General features: G+C 66.7%; 14 protein-coding genes and 1 tRNA gene. 6 read left to right on the top strand and 9 right to left on the bottom strand.

What is annotated here, in order from left to right:
• Nucleotide 1 precedes the first annotated feature (1 nt).
• The gene (locus tag GX414_00485) at nucleotides 2-484 is read left to right on the top strand and encodes a DUF2231 domain-containing protein (GenBank protein NLI45563.1); all 483 of its coding nucleotides are present in this window, start codon (nucleotides 2-4) and stop codon (nucleotides 482-484) included.
• Nucleotides 485-635: 151 nt separating this feature from the next.
• On the opposite strand, the gene GX414_00480 is transcribed toward GX414_00485, so the two are convergent.
• Nucleotides 636-1,280, bottom strand: a complete 645-nt coding sequence (locus GX414_00480) for a cyclase family protein (GenBank protein NLI45562.1) — start codon at nucleotides 1,278-1,280, stop codon at nucleotides 636-638.
• Between the two features lie 201 nt (nucleotides 1,281-1,481).
• On the opposite strand from GX414_00480, the gene GX414_00475 reads away from it, so the two are divergent.
• From GX414_00475 to GX414_00460, 4 genes are all read left to right on the top strand, one after another.
• Nucleotides 1,482-2,075 carry an isochorismatase family protein gene (locus tag GX414_00475; GenBank protein ID NLI45561.1) on the top strand — a complete coding sequence of 198 codons (594 nt, stop codon included), beginning with the start codon at nucleotides 1,482-1,484 and terminating at the stop codon, nucleotides 2,073-2,075.
• A gap of 191 nt (nucleotides 2,076-2,266) precedes the next feature.
• A complete protein-coding gene (locus GX414_00470) occupies nucleotides 2,267-3,556 on the top strand; it encodes a hypothetical protein (protein NLI45560.1) in 1,290 nt (429 codons plus the stop codon).
• A gap of 15 nt (nucleotides 3,557-3,571) precedes the next feature.
• Nucleotides 3,572-5,437 carry a RiPP maturation radical SAM protein 1 gene (locus GX414_00465; GenBank protein NLI45559.1) on the top strand — a complete coding sequence of 622 codons (1,866 nt, stop codon included), beginning with the start codon at nucleotides 3,572-3,574 and terminating at the stop codon, nucleotides 5,435-5,437.
• Between the two features lie 26 nt (nucleotides 5,438-5,463).
• Complete coding sequence (locus GX414_00460; protein ID NLI45558.1) at nucleotides 5,464-6,009, top strand: tetratricopeptide repeat protein; 546 nt, start codon at nucleotides 5,464-5,466, stop codon at nucleotides 6,007-6,009.
• Between the two features lie 32 nt (nucleotides 6,010-6,041).
• Here the strand turns inward: GX414_00460 and GX414_00455 are convergent, their stop codons facing one another.
• The 3 genes from GX414_00455 to GX414_00445 form a co-directional block, all read right to left on the bottom strand.
• Entirely contained in the window at nucleotides 6,042-7,190 is a 1,149-nt protein-coding gene (locus tag GX414_00455) for a class I SAM-dependent methyltransferase (GenBank protein NLI45557.1), read from the bottom strand.
• Between the two features lie 176 nt (nucleotides 7,191-7,366).
• Nucleotides 7,367-7,441 (bottom strand) — tRNA-Val (locus GX414_00450).
• An 87-nt stretch (nucleotides 7,442-7,528) separates the two neighbouring features.
• The gene (locus GX414_00445; protein ID NLI45556.1) at nucleotides 7,529-8,494 is read right to left on the bottom strand and encodes a hypothetical protein; all 966 of its coding nucleotides are present in this window, start codon (nucleotides 8,492-8,494) and stop codon (nucleotides 7,529-7,531) included.
• 155 nt (nucleotides 8,495-8,649) lie between these two features.
• Between GX414_00445 and GX414_00440 the strand changes: the two genes are divergently transcribed.
• Nucleotides 8,650-12,252, top strand: a complete 3,603-nt coding sequence (locus GX414_00440) for a protein kinase (GenBank protein NLI45555.1) — start codon at nucleotides 8,650-8,652, stop codon at nucleotides 12,250-12,252.
• Nucleotides 12,253-12,307: 55 nt separating this feature from the next.
• Here GX414_00440 and GX414_00435 read toward each other — a convergent pair whose 3' ends face one another.
• From GX414_00435 to GX414_00415, 5 genes are all read right to left on the bottom strand, one after another.
• Nucleotides 12,308-13,690 (bottom strand): phosphoglucosamine mutase, encoded by a 1,383-nt coding sequence (locus GX414_00435; GenBank protein ID NLI45554.1) that lies wholly within the window; start codon nucleotides 13,688-13,690, stop codon nucleotides 12,308-12,310.
• 12 nt (nucleotides 13,691-13,702) lie between these two features.
• On the bottom strand, nucleotides 13,703-14,668 hold the full coding sequence (locus GX414_00430) for a hypothetical protein (GenBank protein NLI45553.1): 966 nt from the start codon (nucleotides 14,666-14,668) through the stop codon (nucleotides 13,703-13,705).
• Nucleotides 14,665-15,495 (bottom strand): TIGR00159 family protein, encoded by an 831-nt coding sequence (locus GX414_00425; GenBank protein NLI45552.1) that lies wholly within the window; start codon nucleotides 15,493-15,495, stop codon nucleotides 14,665-14,667. Before GX414_00425 ends, GX414_00430 begins: the two co-directional genes overlap by 4 nt.
• A gap of 1 nt (nucleotide 15,496) precedes the next feature.
• Complete coding sequence (folP, locus tag GX414_00420) at nucleotides 15,497-16,270, bottom strand: dihydropteroate synthase (GenBank protein NLI45551.1); 774 nt, start codon at nucleotides 16,268-16,270, stop codon at nucleotides 15,497-15,499.
• Between the two features lie 73 nt (nucleotides 16,271-16,343).
• On the bottom strand, nucleotides 16,344-18,263 hold the full coding sequence (locus GX414_00415; GenBank protein ID NLI45550.1) for an ATP-dependent metallopeptidase FtsH/Yme1/Tma family protein: 1,920 nt from the start codon (nucleotides 18,261-18,263) through the stop codon (nucleotides 16,344-16,346).
• Nucleotides 18,264-18,277 lie beyond the last annotated feature (14 nt).

Below are 18,277 nucleotides of genomic sequence, written 5' to 3'. Positions count from 1 at the left end.
CATGTTACCGCCGATCCCGAGCTGGGACACGCTGCATGTTCTGATCGTCCATTTCCCCATCGCCCTCCTGCTGGTGGCGCCGATCTTCCTGGTGCTGGCGATGGCCGTCTCGGTCCATCGCCGCGCCTTTGCCCTGTCGGCTCTGATCCTGATGGTGCTGGGCACCGCCGCCGCCTTTGTCGCCGTTTCCACCGGACAAGCCGCCGGGGAGCTGGCCGACAAGACCGAGGCCACCATGCCCGTCATCGAGCAGCACGAGGAGATGGGCGAAACCACCCGGAACGTCTTCACCGCGCTCACCGTGTTGTACGCCCTGATTCTGTTCGGTCCGGCCGTCCTGAAAAAGGAACTCGGGGCGAAAGCGTTCGTCCTGACGAGCGCCGTGTACCTGGTCCTCTATCTGGTCGGTGTCTGGGGGCTGATCAACACCGGACATCTCGGCGGGCGCCTGGTACACGAGTTCGGCATCCGCGCACTGATGTAGGCGGGCACCAAATTCCACGGCGGACGGGACGACCGCCTCGTCCGCCCACTGCTCCGTCCCGCCGGCTCCGTGCCATGCCCGGTTGACGGCTATCGTTCGCAGCTCAATCTTTGTTCATCCGGTTCACCGGCCCGTGGGGGTTGAATGCGGCCTACGGCTCGGCCAGGAGCCAGGGGCGCACCGGGGAGGCGTCGAGGTCGCCGAGGGGGAGCGGGGTGACCCAGAGCCGGTACTCGCCCGGCGGCGCATCGACGAGATCAAGGTTCTCCAGCAGGTAGATTCCGGCACTGAACAGGATCCGATGAGCGGGAGCCGACTCGTCGCCGAAAGCGTCCACCGACGGCGTGTCGATGCCCACGAGACGGACGCCGCCGTCCGCCAAAACCCGTGCGGCGGACGCGGTGATGAAGGCGAACGGCCCCTCGAACTCGCGGCCCACCGGTGAGGTGCCCGTCCGAAAGAGCACTCGCTCGACTCCCAGCGCCCGCCGCGCGGCCGCTTCGTCCGCGGGGGCGCCGGCGGTGTCCATCACCCGGGCGGGACCGCAGCCGAGCGCCGGCGAAAAGTCGCCGATACCCGGCGCGCCGGGCAGCATGTGCCCCGGCGCGTCCAGATGGGTGCCGGCATGCACCGACAGCGCCAGGCGGGACACGCACCAGGTGATGTCACCGACGGAGTTCCGCTTCGTCACGACCTCCACCGCACGGTCACCGGGCCACACCCGGGTGGCGGGCCCCAGCGGCCGGCTGATGTCGATCCAGCGGACGTCCCGTTCCGGGTTTTTGGCATCCGTCATCTCTCACCTCCGCGACGCCCCACAATTAGTGCTCCTGGGTGCGGTTGTCGCTGCCGAATTGTACGCGACCCGCAACAATCGTCGCAACCACTCCCGACAACCCCACAGCGATGGCCGAAACCCGGCCTGCATCAAATTCGTATGCTACGGACAGAGGACGGAATCCATCCGCCACAATCGATACCCAACCGGGAGGACACCATGAAACGATCCTTGACGCTCGCGCTGCTGACCCTGGCGCTGCTGGCGCCGGTCCTGGCCGACGGCGAGGCACCGGCGGTACCGGCCAAAGGGAAGCCGGCTTTGCTGGTCATCGACATCCAGAACGCCTACCTCGGCTACGTCCCCGAACAGCACCGGGGCGTTGGGATGTTCATGATCAATGCCGCCATCGACGTGTTCCGGAAGAACGGCTATCCCATCATTTTCGTCTATCACACCGATCCCAAGCAGGGGCCGCCTCCGGGGTCCGAACCGTTCGAGTTTCCGAAAACCGTTCCCATCCAGGCGGGCGATCTGAAGGTGATCAAGAACTATCCCAGCGCGTTCAAGAAGACGGATCTGGAAAAAATCCTGCGTGACCAGGGAGCGGACACGGTGTTCCTCTGCGGCCTGAGCGCTGTGGGCTGTGTGCTATACACCTACTTCGACGCCAAGGAACTGGAGTTCCGCACCTTCATGATCAAGGACGCCATCATGAGCCACCGACCCGACCTGACGCGTTCGGTGGAGGAGATCACCGGCGCCGTGGATCTCGACGCGGTCGCTTACATGCTGGAGTGCACCAGGCGCTGACGCAACGGACCACAGCCGCGCATCTATCCACGCGGCCGTACCGGACACAAACCGGTGCGGCATATTTTTCGGCCTTCGCCCGAGAGCGGAAGACTCACCGCACGTTTCGGTACAATTCCTTCCCGTTGGCAACTTTTCTGGCGTATCATCGATAATCATCTGGCAGCCCATCGTTCGCGAGGAGGCGTATCATGTCAATCGGTCCCTTGTCCGGTTTCATGCAGTTGTCAAATTTCGAGGCGCTGGCTTCCGGCCTGGACTCGGTCGCCCAGGGTGTCTCGGCCACGCTGGCCCAGACCGCCTCGGTTCCGCTGGACCAGGTCATCCAGAGTTTCGCGCCGCCGGGACTGGTCCCGCCGGCAGGGCTTGCGACGGTAGCCGGCGCGGCCGAGTTTCCGTCGCCGGCCAATTTTCTCAGCGCCGTGGCTGGCGCATCACCCCACCTGGGCGCCGTGCGGGACATCCTGGCCGATCCGGGATTCGATCCGACGGCCGGGCTGGCCCAATCGCTGGGCGGCGTGTTCGACGGCGGACTGCTGAATCGCCTCATCGGCCAGGACGGGTTGCTCAATCCGCTGCTGGGCGGGCTATCCCTGGTGACACCCGGCGCCGGTGATTTATCCGGTCAGGACGCGGTGGGTCGGCGCGCCATGCCCGGTGGGCTTGATGAAGTCGGTCGTCGCGGGATCCCCGACACGTTGGAAGAAGTGGGTCGCCGCACCCTGCCCGGCGGGCTCGACGAAGTGGGTCGCCGCGGCATCCCCGACGGTGCCGATCAAGTCGGCCGGCGCGCCATGCCTGACGGCCTGGAAGAGGTGGGTCGGCGTACCATTCCCGACGGGTTGGAGGAAGTGGGCCGGCGTACCCTGCCCGGCGGACTGGACGAGGTGGGCCGCCGCGCCATGCCCGGCGGACTGGACGAGGTGGGCCGCCGCGCCATGCCCGACGGTCTGGACGAGGTGGGCCGCCGCGCCATGCCCGGCGGACTGGACGAGGTGGGCCGCCGCGCCATGCCCGGCGGACTGGACGAGGTGGGCCGCCGCGCCATGCCCGACGGTCTGGACGAGGTGGGCCGCCGCGCCATGCCCGACGGACTGGACGAGGTGGGCCGCCGCGCCATGCCCGACGGTCTGGACGAGGTGGGTCGGCGCACCCTGCCGGGCGGTCTCGATGAGGTGGGCCGGCGCGCCATGCCCGACGGACTGGACGAGGTGGGTCGGCGCACTGTACCAAGTGGCGTGGCGGAGCAGACAGGACCTGGAATCTATGCCGGAATTGAGCCGTCTCCGTTCCTGGATGGTCTCACTGACACGCTGCGCGACGTGGCCGGACTGCGCGACATGCGTTCGGCCGAGGGACTGGACGCGCTGGGCCGCCTTCGGGAGCAGCTCGGCGCCCTGGGCCGCCTGGAAACCGGTGTGCGCGATCTTTGCGGCCTGAAGCAGAGTCTCGACGGCAACCGCCTTGACGGCGGCAAGTAGCGGGCTGCTCCGTCCATGCCCCGGGTCGCTCTGGTGTGCATGCCGTGGGCCTCGGCTCGCCGGGGCTCCATCGCTCTGGGCGTGCTGAAACGCGCCCTGTGGCGCGACAGGCACGCCGCCGACATCCACCACCTCAACATCCGCCTGGCCGGCCGGATGCATCCCGGGTTGTACGAGTGCATCTCCAATGTCACCCTGCTCGGCGACTGGCTGTTCTCTCAGCACCTGTTCGGCACGTACGGCTCGGGTGAACTGGCCAACAGTCTCGCCGAGATCACCCGGACCGAAGGCCGCGACATTCTGGCCATCCTCGACCAGTTGCCCATGAACACCGAAGCAATCGTCCGGGATATCCTGCCCCCGTTTCTGGACGAGTGCCTCACCGAGATCCCGTGGGGGGATTACGACGTGGTGGGATTCACGTCGGTGTTCGTTCAGCATGTCGCCAGCCTGCTGCTGGCCAGACGGATCAAGGATCGCTGGCCCGGCGTCCGCATCGTCATGGGCGGCTCGAACCTGGCCGGACCCATGGGCCGGGAGAACCTGCGGGCGTTCGAGTGGATCGATGCCGTCGTCGACGGCGAAGGGGACGCGATCCTGCCGCAGCTGATCCGGCGTCTGCGCTGCGGCGAGCCGATCCGCGGTCTGCCGGGCGTGTCGTGCCGCGATTCGGATGGCCTTCATTTCGCCGACGCTCCGGCGCCACTGATCCCGCTCCGTGACGCGCCCGTCCCCGACTACGCCGCGTTTTTCGATGAGCTGCGGCGACAGGGGCTGCGCGACCGCATCCAGCCCCGGATTCTGTACGAAGGCGCCCGCGGCTGCTGGTGGGGCGAGAAGTCGCCCTGCACGTTCTGCAGCCAGAACGGCCAGGCCATGCCGTTCCGGGCGAAGCCGCCGCGGCGACTCCGGCGGGAGATGCGCGCCCAGGCCCGCCGCCACGACTGCCTGGACTTCGAGGCGGTGGACAACGTGCTGGATCCCCGCCAGCTCCGTGAGCTGATGCCGCGGCTGGGCAGGGACGGCCTGGATTTCCGGCTGTTCTACGACATCCGTCCCACCCTGACTCGACGCCAGGTGGCGCAGCTCCGCGCCGCCGGTGTCCGCGCCGTCGAGGCGGGCATCGAGAGCGTTCATGACGGCATGCTCCGCCTGATGGGCAAGGGAACATCCGCGCTGCAGAACATCCAGTTGCTCAAGTGGTGCGCCGAGCAAGATATCGCCGTGACCTGGCACCTGTTGTTCGGCATCCCGGGAGAGCAGGCGGCGTTCTACTCCGAAACCCTGGCCGCGGCGCGGCTCATCACCCACCTGCCGCCGCCCCTCAAGGCCGGCCGGGTGTTCCTGCAGCGCTTCAGTCCCTACTTCCAAGATCCGGAACGCTGGGGGATCCGGAACGTCCGCCCCACACCGCTGTACCGTTACGTCTACCCCCCCGACCGGGTCCGTCTGGCGGAACTGGCCTTCCACTTCAAGTGGGACTGGCCGGGACGGCTTTCGGACCGTCGCGATCTGGCGGGCCCGTTGCAGGATCTGGTGACGGACTGGCGGGCAGCCTATCGGGACCGGCGGATCCAATTTCAATTCCGCCGCGGCCCGGGGATGGTGGAGCTGTGGGACAACCGCCCGCTGGCCGGTCCGTGGCGGATCGGCGAGTTGCGCCGCACCGTGTTGAAAGACCTGGCCGCCGTGGCTTGGGAAGCCTGCATCGAAGCCCGACCGCTCCGCGCGGTGGCGGCGGCCGCCACCGCCGCCGGCATCCGCCCGGATTCATCCGAGGCGGTGGGTCAGGTTTTGGCGGAATTGGTCCGCGGCGGACTGATGATGGAGGCGCGGGGCAACTATCTGTCCCTGGGCGTGCCGTGGAACCGCCCGCTCTGAATTCGAAATCAACCGAGGAGGCTGATATGCCCAAGAAAAAACGTCCGGACGTCGTCACCCAGCTGCTGAATGGCGATTTGACGACAGCCCAACTGGTGTCACTCGACGCCCGGCAGACCGCCGCGCTGCTTCATGCCGGCCACCTCCTGTACACCGAGGGGCGCTGGCAACAGGCGGCGGACATCTTTTCCGGCCTGGCGGTGCTGGATCCCCAGAATCCTTACGTGCACGGCATGCTCGGCGCCATCCGCCAGCAGGAGGGCAACCTGCCGGCCGCCCTCGCCCACTACACCCGCTGCCTGGAACTGGCCCCCGGCGACCCCGCCGCCTGGACCAACCGCGGCGAGATTCTGCTCCGATCGGGCCGGCTGGAGGAGGCCGCCCGGGATCTGGCCGAGGCGGTGAGACACGATCCGGACGGCCGCCATCCCGCCGCCCATCGGGCCCGGTTGCTCGCCGCTCTGGCCCAGGACGCCCTGCGGGCGGCGACGAAAGGAGGGCCGGCCGCAGTGGAAGAGGTCCTTCGATCGCTCCAAGTTCAAATCGGCGCCCTGCGCGACAAGAAGGATTGACCTGCCGCCCGGCGGTCGCGTCCGATGCGACATCACGAATCCGCCGCTGTGTCAGCGGCAACGGGTTTCTGCAGGCTGAAGTAACGGAAATGCCGGCCCAGGATGTTTGTGCCGGGAAGGCCCACTTCCAAACCAGCCGTCCGCAGGTAGCTGGCGAACGTCTCCGGTGCCACGGCCGTGTCGATCCGCAGATCCCCGCCCATGGCTTCCCGCAGGCAGGCAACCCGCGCCGGCCAATCCACAGCCGGGTCGTTGAACAGTTCCCAAGCCCGGCGGTCATCCGGCGACACCACCCGGGAGGCGAGCCAGAGCCCTATGTGGCGGGGTGAGATGATCGTGAACGACCGGCCCGGATGGAGGAAATCGGCGACATCGCCCGCGCGGTAACCAAAGCCCAGCCGATCGAGCACCCGCACCAAGTGCCGCTCGCCGATGGAATATTCCCGGTGACCCGGCAATTCCAGCGGACGGGCGAACGAGGTGGCGTTCTCCACCAGAAAGGCGCCGCCTCCCGGCGGGAGCACCTCCCACAGGGCTTCCACGAAGCGGATGGCCCCCCAGTTCACCGCAAAGGACGGTGCGTCCGTCTCCTCCGGCACGTCGAGGCCATATCGATCGACCAGGCTCCAGGCCAGCGCCCAGTAGCGCCGGTGGCGGGCATCGTCTGGCGGGACTCCCTCCATGGGCGGGCCGTCCCACGTTCGGGGCACGCCGTCGATGGTCCGGAAATCCCCGATGACCTCGTTGGAAAGGACGAAATCGACTTCGGTGATTGTCCGGCGCAAGCGTTCGGCGTCACCGGACACGAGGCGCACCGGCGGCCGTGTGTCCCGTAGCCGCTTACGCTGGGCGGATTGCAGCTCAGGCGACAGGTCCAGGATGGCGTACTCGGCCAGCCGGCCCGCACCCGCCAGCACCGGCACGACCCCGGCGGCCACATCGCCGAGTCCGCCGCCCACCTCCAAGACGACAGCGGGCCGGTCCGCCGGCAGCAGATCCATCTCCAGGAGGAAGTGCCCCAGCGCCTCACCGTAGGTCCAACCGTTCCGCACAAACGGACCAGGTCGCCGGAGCAGGTGCGACAGGCTCACCTCGTCGCGCATGGTGGCGCGCTTGTCCCGCCGGTGGAACCGGCGGTTATCAGTACACGGGTTGGCGGTACGAGGAGTCGTCTCAACCACGACCTGTCTCTCTTTGGAGGCGTTGAGGGGCTGCCGGGCCGTCATCCGGCAGCGATTTTTCTTGGAGTGATTTTAGCACGGCGGGCGAATCGGCCGGCTGCGATTGGCAGGCAGAGCCAGACCGGGATTCAAGGCGTGCGCAAATTGCTCAGACTGGCCGACGGCAGGAGGGAAAATGGTGGACAGGGCCGGGGTTGAACCGGCGGCCTCCCGCGTGTGAGGCGGGCGTTCTCCCACTGAACTACCTGTCCACGCCGTCAAGGGTGCCTATCATAAAGAAGCGGCTGGGAATTGGCAAGCATTTTTTCGGTCGTGTCACCGCCCCGCCCGGGCGGCGCTCAGGCCTCCGGCGCAGGCTCCGGAGCCGCTCCACGCTCCGCCGGCGCTGCCACCCCGTCCCAGAGCGCCCGATAGGCCGGCGCCCGCCGCTTGAACCGGCGAAACTGGAGCAGCGAGTAGGCGAGCGACCCGACGGTGAACACCGGCAGCCAGCCCGCCCAGCCGAATGAATTGCGGAGTTTTTTCCAGGCGGACCAATCCCGGTGGGCGTCGTTGCGGACGGCGACATCCCGCAGGTAGCCCAAATAGACGCTCATGGCGTCGGCGAACACGCCCCAGAAGGTCCCGGTGTTGCCGTGAACCGCCCCGCCGCCGGCGCGCAACGCGGCGAAGTACGCATCAAGGGTGTCGCCGGGCGCCTCGCTCCAGGTGCGGCCGACGCGCCACATGGAATGCGAGTCGGAGCCGGCCACGAGCGGCGCCGCACCGCCCGCGCGGGCGGCCCGGGCGCGACAGCCGTCGGCGAATGCGTTGTTGACCCGTGGCGGCAGGCAGGCGTTGATTCCCTCGTACGCCGGAAAGCGCGGCAGGAGCCGATCGAGGAGCCGGATCCCGTCGGGCCCCGTTGGAAAATGGTAGAAGGGGTGGTTCCACGTATAGAATAGGCCGCGCCTGTCGAGCCAGTTCAGGAGTGCCGCCCAGTCGCGGCGCAGCGGCTGGATGGCGGCATGATCGTCCGCCGTGAGGCGGTAGACGCCCACGTGGAGCGTGTAGTCAAATTCGGAAACCCGCGTGGAAACTTCCTCGGACATGAAGAAGTCGTCCCGCTCCGGGTGCCGCCGCATAAAGTCGAGGCAGCCTCCAATGGCGTCGTGGTCAGTGATGGTGACGAAGTCCATCCCCCGCCGCTTGGCCGTCCGGTAGATGCGGTCGGGGGTGTTGTAGGAGTCCATGGGTTCCAGCAGCTTGACGTGGTTTGTCTTGCCGCTGAAGTACGAATGGACGTGCAGATCGCAGCGGGCCATGGCGGACGGGACGCTCCTCGCCGGCGCTCGTCGGCGGCGCCGGCCGGTCCCCATTGTAGCGGCCGGGCGGGCGATTACAATCCCTTTTATTGCCGGGGGCGCTGTGCTACACTGGGCCCAGTTCAATCCGCACGCGGCAGGCAGAACGCGCTCCGATGGTCCTCGAAAAGATCGGCAAGTATAAGATCATCGACAAGATCGGCACCGGCGCCATGGGTGTGGTCTACAAGGGCTTCGACGCCAAGATGGGCCGCTACGTGGCCATCAAGACCATGTCGCCCCAGTACGTGAACAACGACGAGAGCCGCGCCCGCTTCTACCGCGAGGCCATCGCCCCGGCCAAGCTCTTCCACCCCAACATCGTGGCCATCTATGACCTGGACGAAGAAGAAGGCACGCCGTTCATCGTGATGGAGTTCCTCGACGGGCCGGACCTGAAGTATTTCCGCTCGGCCAAGATCAAGTTCACCATCCCTCAGATCCTCAACATTCTGATCCAGGTGTCGGAGGGGCTCGACTATGCCCACAAGCGCGGCATCATCCACCGCGACGTCAAGCCGGCCAACATCCTGTTGCTGAAGAACGGCACAGCGAAAATCGTCGACTTCGGCATCGCCCGCGTCACCGAGAGCACCCAGCAGACGCGCACCGGCGTGGCCATGGGCACCCCTGCCTACATGAGCCCGGAGCAGGCCAAGGGGATGAAGGTGGATCACCGCACCGACCTCTATTCGGTGGGCGTCATCGCCTACGAGCTCATCTCCGGCCAGAACCCGTTTCAGGCGGAAAACTACACCGGCGTCCTGTACAAGATCATCAACCACTTCCCCGCTCCGCTCTGCAAGGAAGTGCCGGAGTGCCCGGCCGACCTGAGCACCGCCGTCATGCGGTGCCTGGAAAAGGAGCGTGACGACCGCTTTCCCGACCTAAAGGCGTTCTCCAAGGCACTGCAGGGAATCCTGGCCGCCTACGCCGCCGAATCCAGCCGCCTCGACCTCACCCTCCAGGGCGTGGAGGGTCTTGAAACCGGCGCCCTCCAGGAGCCGTACAAGGCCCGTCTGATCCGCAAGTACATCAAGGAGCTGCAATTCGAGGCCGCCTCCAAGCTCCTCGACAAACTCAAGACCGAGCATATCGACGCCACCCTGCTGCAGTCGCTCCATACCGAGCTGCGGGAGATGCACGCCCGCAAGCGGGTGACCGACCTCCTCAAGCTGGGCACGGACCTGGCCGAAGGCGGCGATTACGACCTGGCCCTGGCCAACTTCAACGAGATCCTCGAGCTGGACCCGGACAACGTCGAGGCCATTACCTGGGTCCAGAAGGTGCGCCGGCTGCAGAAGGAGAAGGTGTTCAAGGAGCAGATCCAGCCGCTCCTGGAACAGGCTCGGGCGCGCACCGGGACCGGCGCTTATCTCGAGGCCATCGAGCTGTTGGGGCGGATTGCCACGCTGGATCCCGAGTATCTCGAAGTCCGCGCACTGATTGAGGAGAATGAACGCCTGCTCGCCAGGGCCAACCAGGTGCGCGGGCTCACGGGCGAGGTGCAGGCTGCCCTGCGCCAGGCCAACCTGCCGTCGGCGTTCACACGCCTGGCCGAGCTGGAAGCGCTGGCCCCCGACGAGGCCGCCACCCGCAAGAACCGCGCCGCCGTCTGGCAACGCTTCCTGGCCGACTTCAAGACGCACACCGCCGACATCCACGACCGCGACCGGCTGCTGGATCTGCGCGACTGGCTGCAGGGGTCGTTCACCCAGCGGCCCGTCGTCGCCTTCTGCTCATCTGCCGCCCATTCCCAGGAGCGGGAGGAGTTGCTGCAGGAGATCCGCCATGTGGTCACCGGCTGGCTCCAGGCGCAAAACCTCGACCCGGCCCAGCTGCTGCTGCGCACGCTGATGCCCGTGTTCCCCAAGCAGAGTCTGCTCCAGTCGCTGGCGGTGGAGGTGGAGAACCTCCGCCAGACGGTCATCGAAACCCGCCAGCGCCAGCTGGCCATGGAGCAGAAGCTGTCGGAGGGCATCCAGGAAGTCCACCAGCTGCTTCAGACCGACCGGCTCGATGAGGCCCAGCGCAGCCTGCAGCAGCTCGGACGGATGTTTCCCAACGATGCCGCGCTGGTGCCGCTCCGCGAAGAGGTCGCCGCGGTGCTGGCCCGCCGCGACACCGAACGAAAGCTGCAACAGCAGCTCGAGGGTGTACGCCGCCTGCTCCAGGCCGACGCGGTGGATCAGGCCGCGGCGGAGCTGGCTGCGCTGGAGAGCGCCCACGGCCGCCACACCGAGGTCATCGCCCTGCGGACCGCCGTCGACGAGCGGGCCCGTGAGCTGCGGGAGCAGGCGGAGATCCGGCGTTTCCAGAGCGAGATCCAGAGCCTCAAGGCCGCCAGCCGGATCGACGCCGCCATCGCCCTGACCCGCGAAGCCATCCAGCGCTTCCCCGAAGAGGCCGTGTTCCTGCCGCTGCTGCGCGAGCTTCAGGAGCGCAAAGACGAGCTGGCACGGCACGACGAGATCCGCGCCAAGCAGCAGGAAATCCAGGAGCACCTCCAGCGCCAGCAGTTCCTGCAGGCCTCCAAGTTGGCCTACGATCTGAAGAACCGCTTCGCCGACCATCCGGATGTCATCGCCGTCCTCAAACTGTTTCACGACCAGCGGGGCGAGTACATCCGCGGCGCCATCGCTTCGGCCCAGTCGTTCACCGCCAACAAGGCGTTCGACGAGGCGCGGGGCTTGCTGGAGCGCGCCGCCGCCGAGTGTCCGGATTCGGTTGACCTGCAGAACGCCATCCAGGAAACCGCCGTGGCGCAGGCCGTTCAGGGCGGAATCGGCGAGGTTCGCGCCCACGTGGTGGACAAGAAGTACGATTTGGCGCTGGCCACCCTGGAAGGCTTGCTGGCCCGCTATCCCGAACAGGGCAGCATCGTCCGGCTCTACGGCGAGGTTCGGCAGCAGCGCAACGCGTATATCCAGGAGACGATCCAGCACGCCCAAGCCTTCGCCCGCGACGGCGACTTCGATCGCGGGCTGTCGCTGTTGCGCACCGCGTTGGAAATCGTGCCCAACGCCAACGAGATCCAGGACAACCTCGAGGAGATGGACCGCCTGCGCGAGTCCATCGTCCGCCAGCGGCGCGAGGCGGCGGAAGAAGCCCGGTTGGTCGAGGCCGAAATCGAGCGGGCCGTCGCCGAGTCGCGGAAGCAACAGCACGCCGGCAATCTGTTTGACGCGTTGCGGGTGCTGGAGGAAACGCGGCACCGATTCCCCAAGGCGGCACCGCAGCTCGAGGGTGCGATCCAGGAGATTCAGGAGACCATCAACCTCCAAAAGCACCTGCCCGAAATTGCCCTGCCCGCGCCGGTGCGCCGGCTGCCCCTCTGGCTGATCATCGCGCTGGCCGCCCTGGTGGTGGGGGGCGTCGTCGGCGTGGTCATGTACCTGCTGCGGCCGGCACCGGCGCCCGGACCGGCGCCGGCCAAGCCCGCGGTGCTGGCCATCGATCTGCGACCCTGGGGCGAGGTGGACGCGGTGATCCGGCTGGACACCGACACGGAGATTGATCTGACCCAGAAGATCACGCCGCTCCAGCTCGAGCTCGATCCCGGCCGCTACAAGGTGGTCTACCACTTCGCCGGACAACCCGCCCGCAGCGCCTCCGAAGAGTTGCAGCTCGAAGACAGCGGCTACCGCGTGCTCAAGAAGGTCGCCCCGCAGTTGGAGCAGAATCTCGACCGCACCGTGAACGAGCTGATCGGCCAGTGACCGCCACGCACACCACGCCCGCCTTACCATCAGCACGCATCGGACCGGATATCGATCAATTTGTCGCGGCTGTGGAATCCCCCGACTGAATCAGGCCTTTCAATTCTTCCAGCAGGACATCCATCTCGGACTGGAGCGGTTCCAGCTCCTGCGCTTCCACCATGACGCGCAGGAGTGGCTCGGTGCCCGAATAGCGGATCACGGTGCGTCCGCCGCGCCGGACCAGCAGCGCGTCGATGGCCCGCACGGGCGGCAACGATTCCAGCGGAGGTTTCCGGTCCGCCCGCAGGTTAAACACCCGCACCGGAAACGGCTGGTACCCGGCCAGCAGATCGGCCAGCGGCCGGCGGGTCACGGCCAGGATGTGCAGCAGGAACAGACCGGCGAGCAGGCCGTCGCCGGTCATGGCCGGCGACGAGAGGATCAGGTGGCCGGATGGCTCACCGCCCAGCGCCAGGGCGCCGTCCAGCATGCGGGCCTGGATGTGGCGGTCGCCCACCGGCGTCCGCTCCAGCCGGATGCCCCAACCGGCCAGCGCCGTCTCGAGTCCCAGGTTGGTCAAGACCGTCCCCACGACAGTTTGCCCGGTGAGCTGGCCCCGCGACCGCAGGTGATGCGCAAACACATACAGGAGCGCGTCCCCGTCGAGGATCCGCCCCGACGCATCGCAGGCGATGATCCGGTCGCCGTCGCCGTCGAGCGCGAATCCCAGGTCGGCGCGCGCTGCGGTGACGGCCGCCGCCACCCGCTCCGGACAGGTGGCCCCGCAGCCGCGGTTGATGTTAAAACCGTCCGGCTCGGCGCAGATCGCCTGCAGGCGGAAGGCGGCACAATCCACCAGCGCCAATACCGCCGGCGTGGATGCGCCGTGGGCGCAATCGACCACCACGCGGGTGGTCGGGGGCAGCCCGTCCAGCGGGCACCGGTTCAGCAACCGGGCCACGTAGCGGCCCACCAGATCGGGCGCCACATGGAACCGACCGCCGCCGTCCAGCAGCGGCGCCTCGACCGCGGTCCACGTCGGCTGCGGGCGCTCGTCCACACGAATGGCGATGGCGGCTTCCTCGGCGGTGGAGAGCTTGAATCCCCGGTCGGTGAAGAATTTCAATCCGTTGTCTTCCGCCGGATTGTGGGAGGCTGAGATCACCATTCCCCCGCAGCATCCGAGATCCAGGATCAAGCCGGCGGCCGCCGGCGTCGGCAAGACGCCGGCGTCCAGAAGCGGCACCCCGGCTCGCTCGAGCGCGGCGGCCACCTGTCGGGTGATCCAGGGTCCCGAGGCGCGGGTGTCTCGGGCCACGAGAAAGGGGCGGCCGGGGAGCCGCGCCGCGGCGCGGGCGGCCGCGGCCTCCGTCGCCGTCTGAATCGTGGCGGCATCCAGCGGGTAGACGCCGGCCCGGCCGCGGATGCCGTCGGTGCCGAACAGACGATTGGCCATGGGGTGTCGCCGTCAGTTGCCCGCGCCACTGATCCGGATCGCCACTTTTTCCGGCACGATCCGTTCCACCCGAAGGGCGTTGGCGAAGGCAGGATTGAGGATGCGATAACGCAGGGGCACGTCCTGGAAGTCGCTGGAGGGCATACAATCGGCCCCATCAATGTAAATCTCCAGATCATCGGCGGTCAGGCGGTCCCGCAGCGACACGGTGACCGAGGTCCGCGCGTCGGCGGTCTGGCGGCGCAGACGGTAACCGCCGGACACGCCGCGCACCTGAACGGGCAATCGGTTCAGGATCACCGGCACCATGCGCTCCTGGATCCGGATTTCCACTCGGACCTTGTTGGAATATTCCAAGGTGACAAACGGGCTATCCAGCGGCACGTTCACGAACTGGACCAGCGTCTGTTGCCGTCCGGTGATATCGACCGTCTGAGTTGGCAGTTCGGTGTAGTTGCGCACGTGCGATGATGGGCCGGCGATGCCGACGCGGGACGGCACGGCCGCGACGCCGCGCACCTCAAAGTTCTCGGCTGGCTGGCCTGTGTATTTTACCAGCACGGGGACGGTCTTGCGCTGGAGTGGGTCCAGGACCACGGTGATCGTGGCGGGGCGGATGTTAACGATCTTGATGCCCGAGGGCGTTCGAAAGTTGCGCGGTTCCAAAGCGATCACGTTCTCCCCTTCGTGCGCGGTGTGCAGGTCCAGCGTCGCCACCAGGTTTTTGACCGCCGCGTCCTTGCCGAGCTCCGAAGACTGGATCTGCACCAGGACGCTCTTGACGAAATCGTTGGAGATCTCGAGCGACGCCGGTTTGTTGATGATCTCCACGGGCACTTCCAGAATCCGTTCCACCTGCTGTTCCGACGAGACCAGCAGCCACATGGAGAAGCCGATGAACAGCGAAAGCACCTTCAGCCCTGCATTCTGGAACAGGGTTCGGCGGAGGGCGCTCCCCATGGAATACAGGAGGCTCACAGCTCGGTCTCCTTGCGCTTCCACAGCCAGTTGAACCGGCTCCGCTCGCGGCTGGGGGCGAGCTGCGACTTCAGGAACGCGGTGAGGGTTTCAGAATCGGTGAAGCGCTTCAGCCGGCCGCCCACCGCCACCGACATCCGGCCCGTTTCCTCCGACACCACCACAGCCACCGCATCGGTTTCTTCGGTGATGCCGATGGCTGCGCGGTGCCGCGTGCCGTACTCTTTGCTCAGATGGGGCTCCAGCGTCAGCGGCAGAAAGCACGACGCGGCAGCGATCCGGTCCCGCTGCACGATCACCGCGCCGTCGTGCAGTGGCGTGTCGGGCTGGAACAGGGTCACCAACAGGTCGTAACTCAGGCGGGCATTGAGTTCGTGGCCATTCTCCATGTAACTCTTCAGACCGGTGGCCCGCTCCACGACAATGAGGGCGCCGGTGCGCTTCGACGACAGGGTCATCGCTGCCAATACGATGTCGTCCACGACGCCGGTTCGTTCCGGCTCGAAGAAGCGCCCGAGGAAACGCGCCTCGCCGATATTGGCCAAGATCTTGCGGATTTCGGCCTGGTAGACCACGATGATGGCGAAGACCGCGTAGGTCACAAAATTTGTCAGGAACCACTGGATGGTGTGGAGCTGCGCGGTCCGGGACACGAAATAAACCAACACCAGGAAGGCGATACCACCGGCGATCTTGGCGGCGCGGGTGCCCTTAAGCAGCAGGAAGAGGCGGTAGATCACGAAGGAGATGATGAGGATATCCAGCACATCGGTGACGGATATCGTATTCACCCGGATGAACCTCGCGAACTGCTCGAAGCGCTCCATGCTACACCGCCGCTTCGCTTCGAATGGCGGCCGCGACCCGGAGCGCCTGCCGGGTGGCGGCCACGTCGTGGCACCGAATGATCCGGGCGCCGTGAGCCGCCGCCAACACGGCCGCGGCCAGCGAGCCGGGTAGCCGCTCCGCCGCCGGCAATCCGGTGATGGCGCCGATGAACGACTTGCGAGAGGCCCCGACCAGGATGGGACGCCCGAACGCGCGGAACTCGGCTAACCGGTTCAGGATGACGAGATTCTGCTGGATGGTTTTCCCAAAACCGATGCCGGGATCCAGGATCATTGTATGCGGCGGCAGGGGAAGTTGCAAGACTTGCTCAAAAAAGGTTTCGATCTCGGCCATGATGTCAACGGCGGGGGGGCGCTCCTGCATGTCGCCCGGCACGCCGCGCATGTGCATGGCGACGACGGCCGCACCGGCGTCGGCCACCACCCGTCGCATCGCCTCGTCGCGCAGGCCGCCGATGTCGTTGATGATCTCGGCCCCCTCGGCCAGGACGACGCGGGCCACGCCCGCTTTGGCCGTATCGACGGAGATGGGCACCGGCAGCCGCGGCGCCAGCTCGCACAGCACCGGCAGCACCCGGCCCAACTCCTCGGCCTCGGACACCGGTCGGGCGCCCGGCCGGCTCGACTCGCCGCCCAGGTCGATCAGGTCGGCGCCATCCTCCACCAGTTGCCAGGCGTGGCGGACGGCGGCCGCGGCCTCCAGGCAGAAGCCCCCGTCATAGAACGAGTCCGGGGTGATGTTGATCACCCCCATGACCAATGCGGATTGCGGCAGCGGGATCGTTCGGCGGCTGGTGACGATCGTCCCGGATGTGTCGGCGTCGGAATCAGGCCGGCGCGGGCCCTTCCTTGGTGGTGATGATGCCGGGGACAACTTCTTCTTCCTGCTTGGTGTCGGTCGGCTTGGAGTCGGTCGGTTTGGAGGCGGTCCGTTCCTTGTGCTTGACGATGGTCTCGCCCCGGATGGCCATCTCGACCTCCTCGGCGTCCAGAACCTCGAATTCCAGCAGGGCCTGGGCGATCCGCTCCATGGCCTCGCGGTGCTGCTCGACGAGGCTCGTCGCCTCGGTGTAGCTGGCGCGCACCAGCTGCTGGACTTCCTGATCGATGAGTTCCGCGGTCTGTTCGCTGTAGTCCCGGTGCTGCGCGATCTCGCGCCCCAGGAAGATCTGCTCCTCCTTTTTCCCGAAGGCGAGCGGCCCCAAATGGTCGCTCATGCCCCACTCGCACACCATCTTGCGGGCCATCTCGGTGGCGCGCTCGATGTCGTTGGCGGCGCCGGTGGTCTTGATCTTTAGGAAGGCCTCTTCGGCGATGCGCCCTCCCATCAGCACCTTGAGTTGGGCCAGGAGGTAATTGCGGGAATAGTTGTAGCGGTCGTCCACCGGCAGCTGCTGGGTGATGCCGAGAGCCATGCCGCGCGGGATGATGGCTACCTTGTGGATGGGGTCGGCTTCGGGCAGCAGCGCGGCCAGCAAGGCGTGCCCCGCTTCGTGGTAGGCGGTGATCTTCTTTTCCTGTTCGTTGATGATGAGCGAGCGGCGTTCCTTGCCCATCAGGACCTTGTCCTTGGCTGTCTCGAAGTCGCCCATGGTGACGCTCTTGAGATTGTAGCGGGCGGCGTTGAGCGCGGCCTCGTTGACCAGGTTGGCCAGTTGCGCGCCGGAAAATCCCGGCGTGGAACGGGCGATGATCTCCAGGTCCACGTCGTGGCTGACGGGAATCTTGCGGGTGTGCACCCGCAGGATGCCGAGCCGGCCGCGGACATCGGGCAGGTTCACCACCACCTGGCGGTCGAACCGGCCGGGCCGGAGCAGCGCCGGGTCGAGCACATCGGGCCGGTTGGTGGCGGCGATGAGGATGACCCCCTCGTTGGACTCGAAGCCGTCCATCTCCACCAGGAGCTGGTTCAGGGTCTGTTCGCGCTCATCGTGGCCGCCGCCCAGGCCGGCCCCGCGGTGGCGGCCCACGGCGTCGATTTCGTCGATGAAGATGATGCAGGGGGCATGCTTCTTACCTTGGTCGAACAGGTCGCGCACGCGGGAGGCGCCGACACCGACGAACATCTCCACAAAGTCCGAGCCGCTGATGGAAAAGAACGGCACGTTGGCCTCGCCGGCCACCGCGCGCGCCAGCAGAGTCTTGCCCGTCCCGGGCGCCCCCACCAGGAGCACGCCCTTGGGGATTCGTCCACCCAGCTTCTGAAACTTCTGGGGCTCCTTCAGGAACTCCACGACCTCGGTGAGCTCCTCGATGGCCTCATCGACGCCGGCCACATCCTTGAACGTGACCTTCTTCTGCTGGCTGGTCAGTAGTTTGGCCCGACTTTTGCCGAAGGAGATGGCCTTGTTGCCGGTGCCCTGCATCTGGCGCATCAGGAACACCCAGAAACCGACGAACAGGATCAACGGCAGCCAGATGGACAGCGCCCACGTCAGCCACGAATCCTTCTCGGCCGGGACCACGTGCACGTTGGCGCCGGCCTTGACCAGCGCGTCCGCCACTTGCGCCTGGGAATTCTCCGGCACGGCGGCGGTGAAGCGGTCGCCGTTGCCGAGCCGCCCCTCCACCATGGCGCCCTTGATGGTGGCCTCCTGGATGGCTTTGGCGCTGATCTTCTCCTGGAACTTTGTGTAGTCCAGCTCCTTGACCGGGCCTTTCTGGTGGCTGTTGTAGAGCCCGTAGAGCACCACCACGGTGATGATGATGAACAGCCACAACAGGATGTTCTTGATTGTATTATTCAACTCCGCCTCCGCGT

This window comes from Acidobacteriota bacterium (genome assembly GCA_012517875.1).
In the GTDB taxonomy this organism is placed as follows: Bacteria; Acidobacteriota; JAAYUB01; order JAAYUB01; family JAAYUB01; genus JAAYUB01.
The sequence above is the reverse complement of the archived record's forward strand: the minus strand, read 5'-3'. Positions and strand labels throughout refer to the sequence as shown.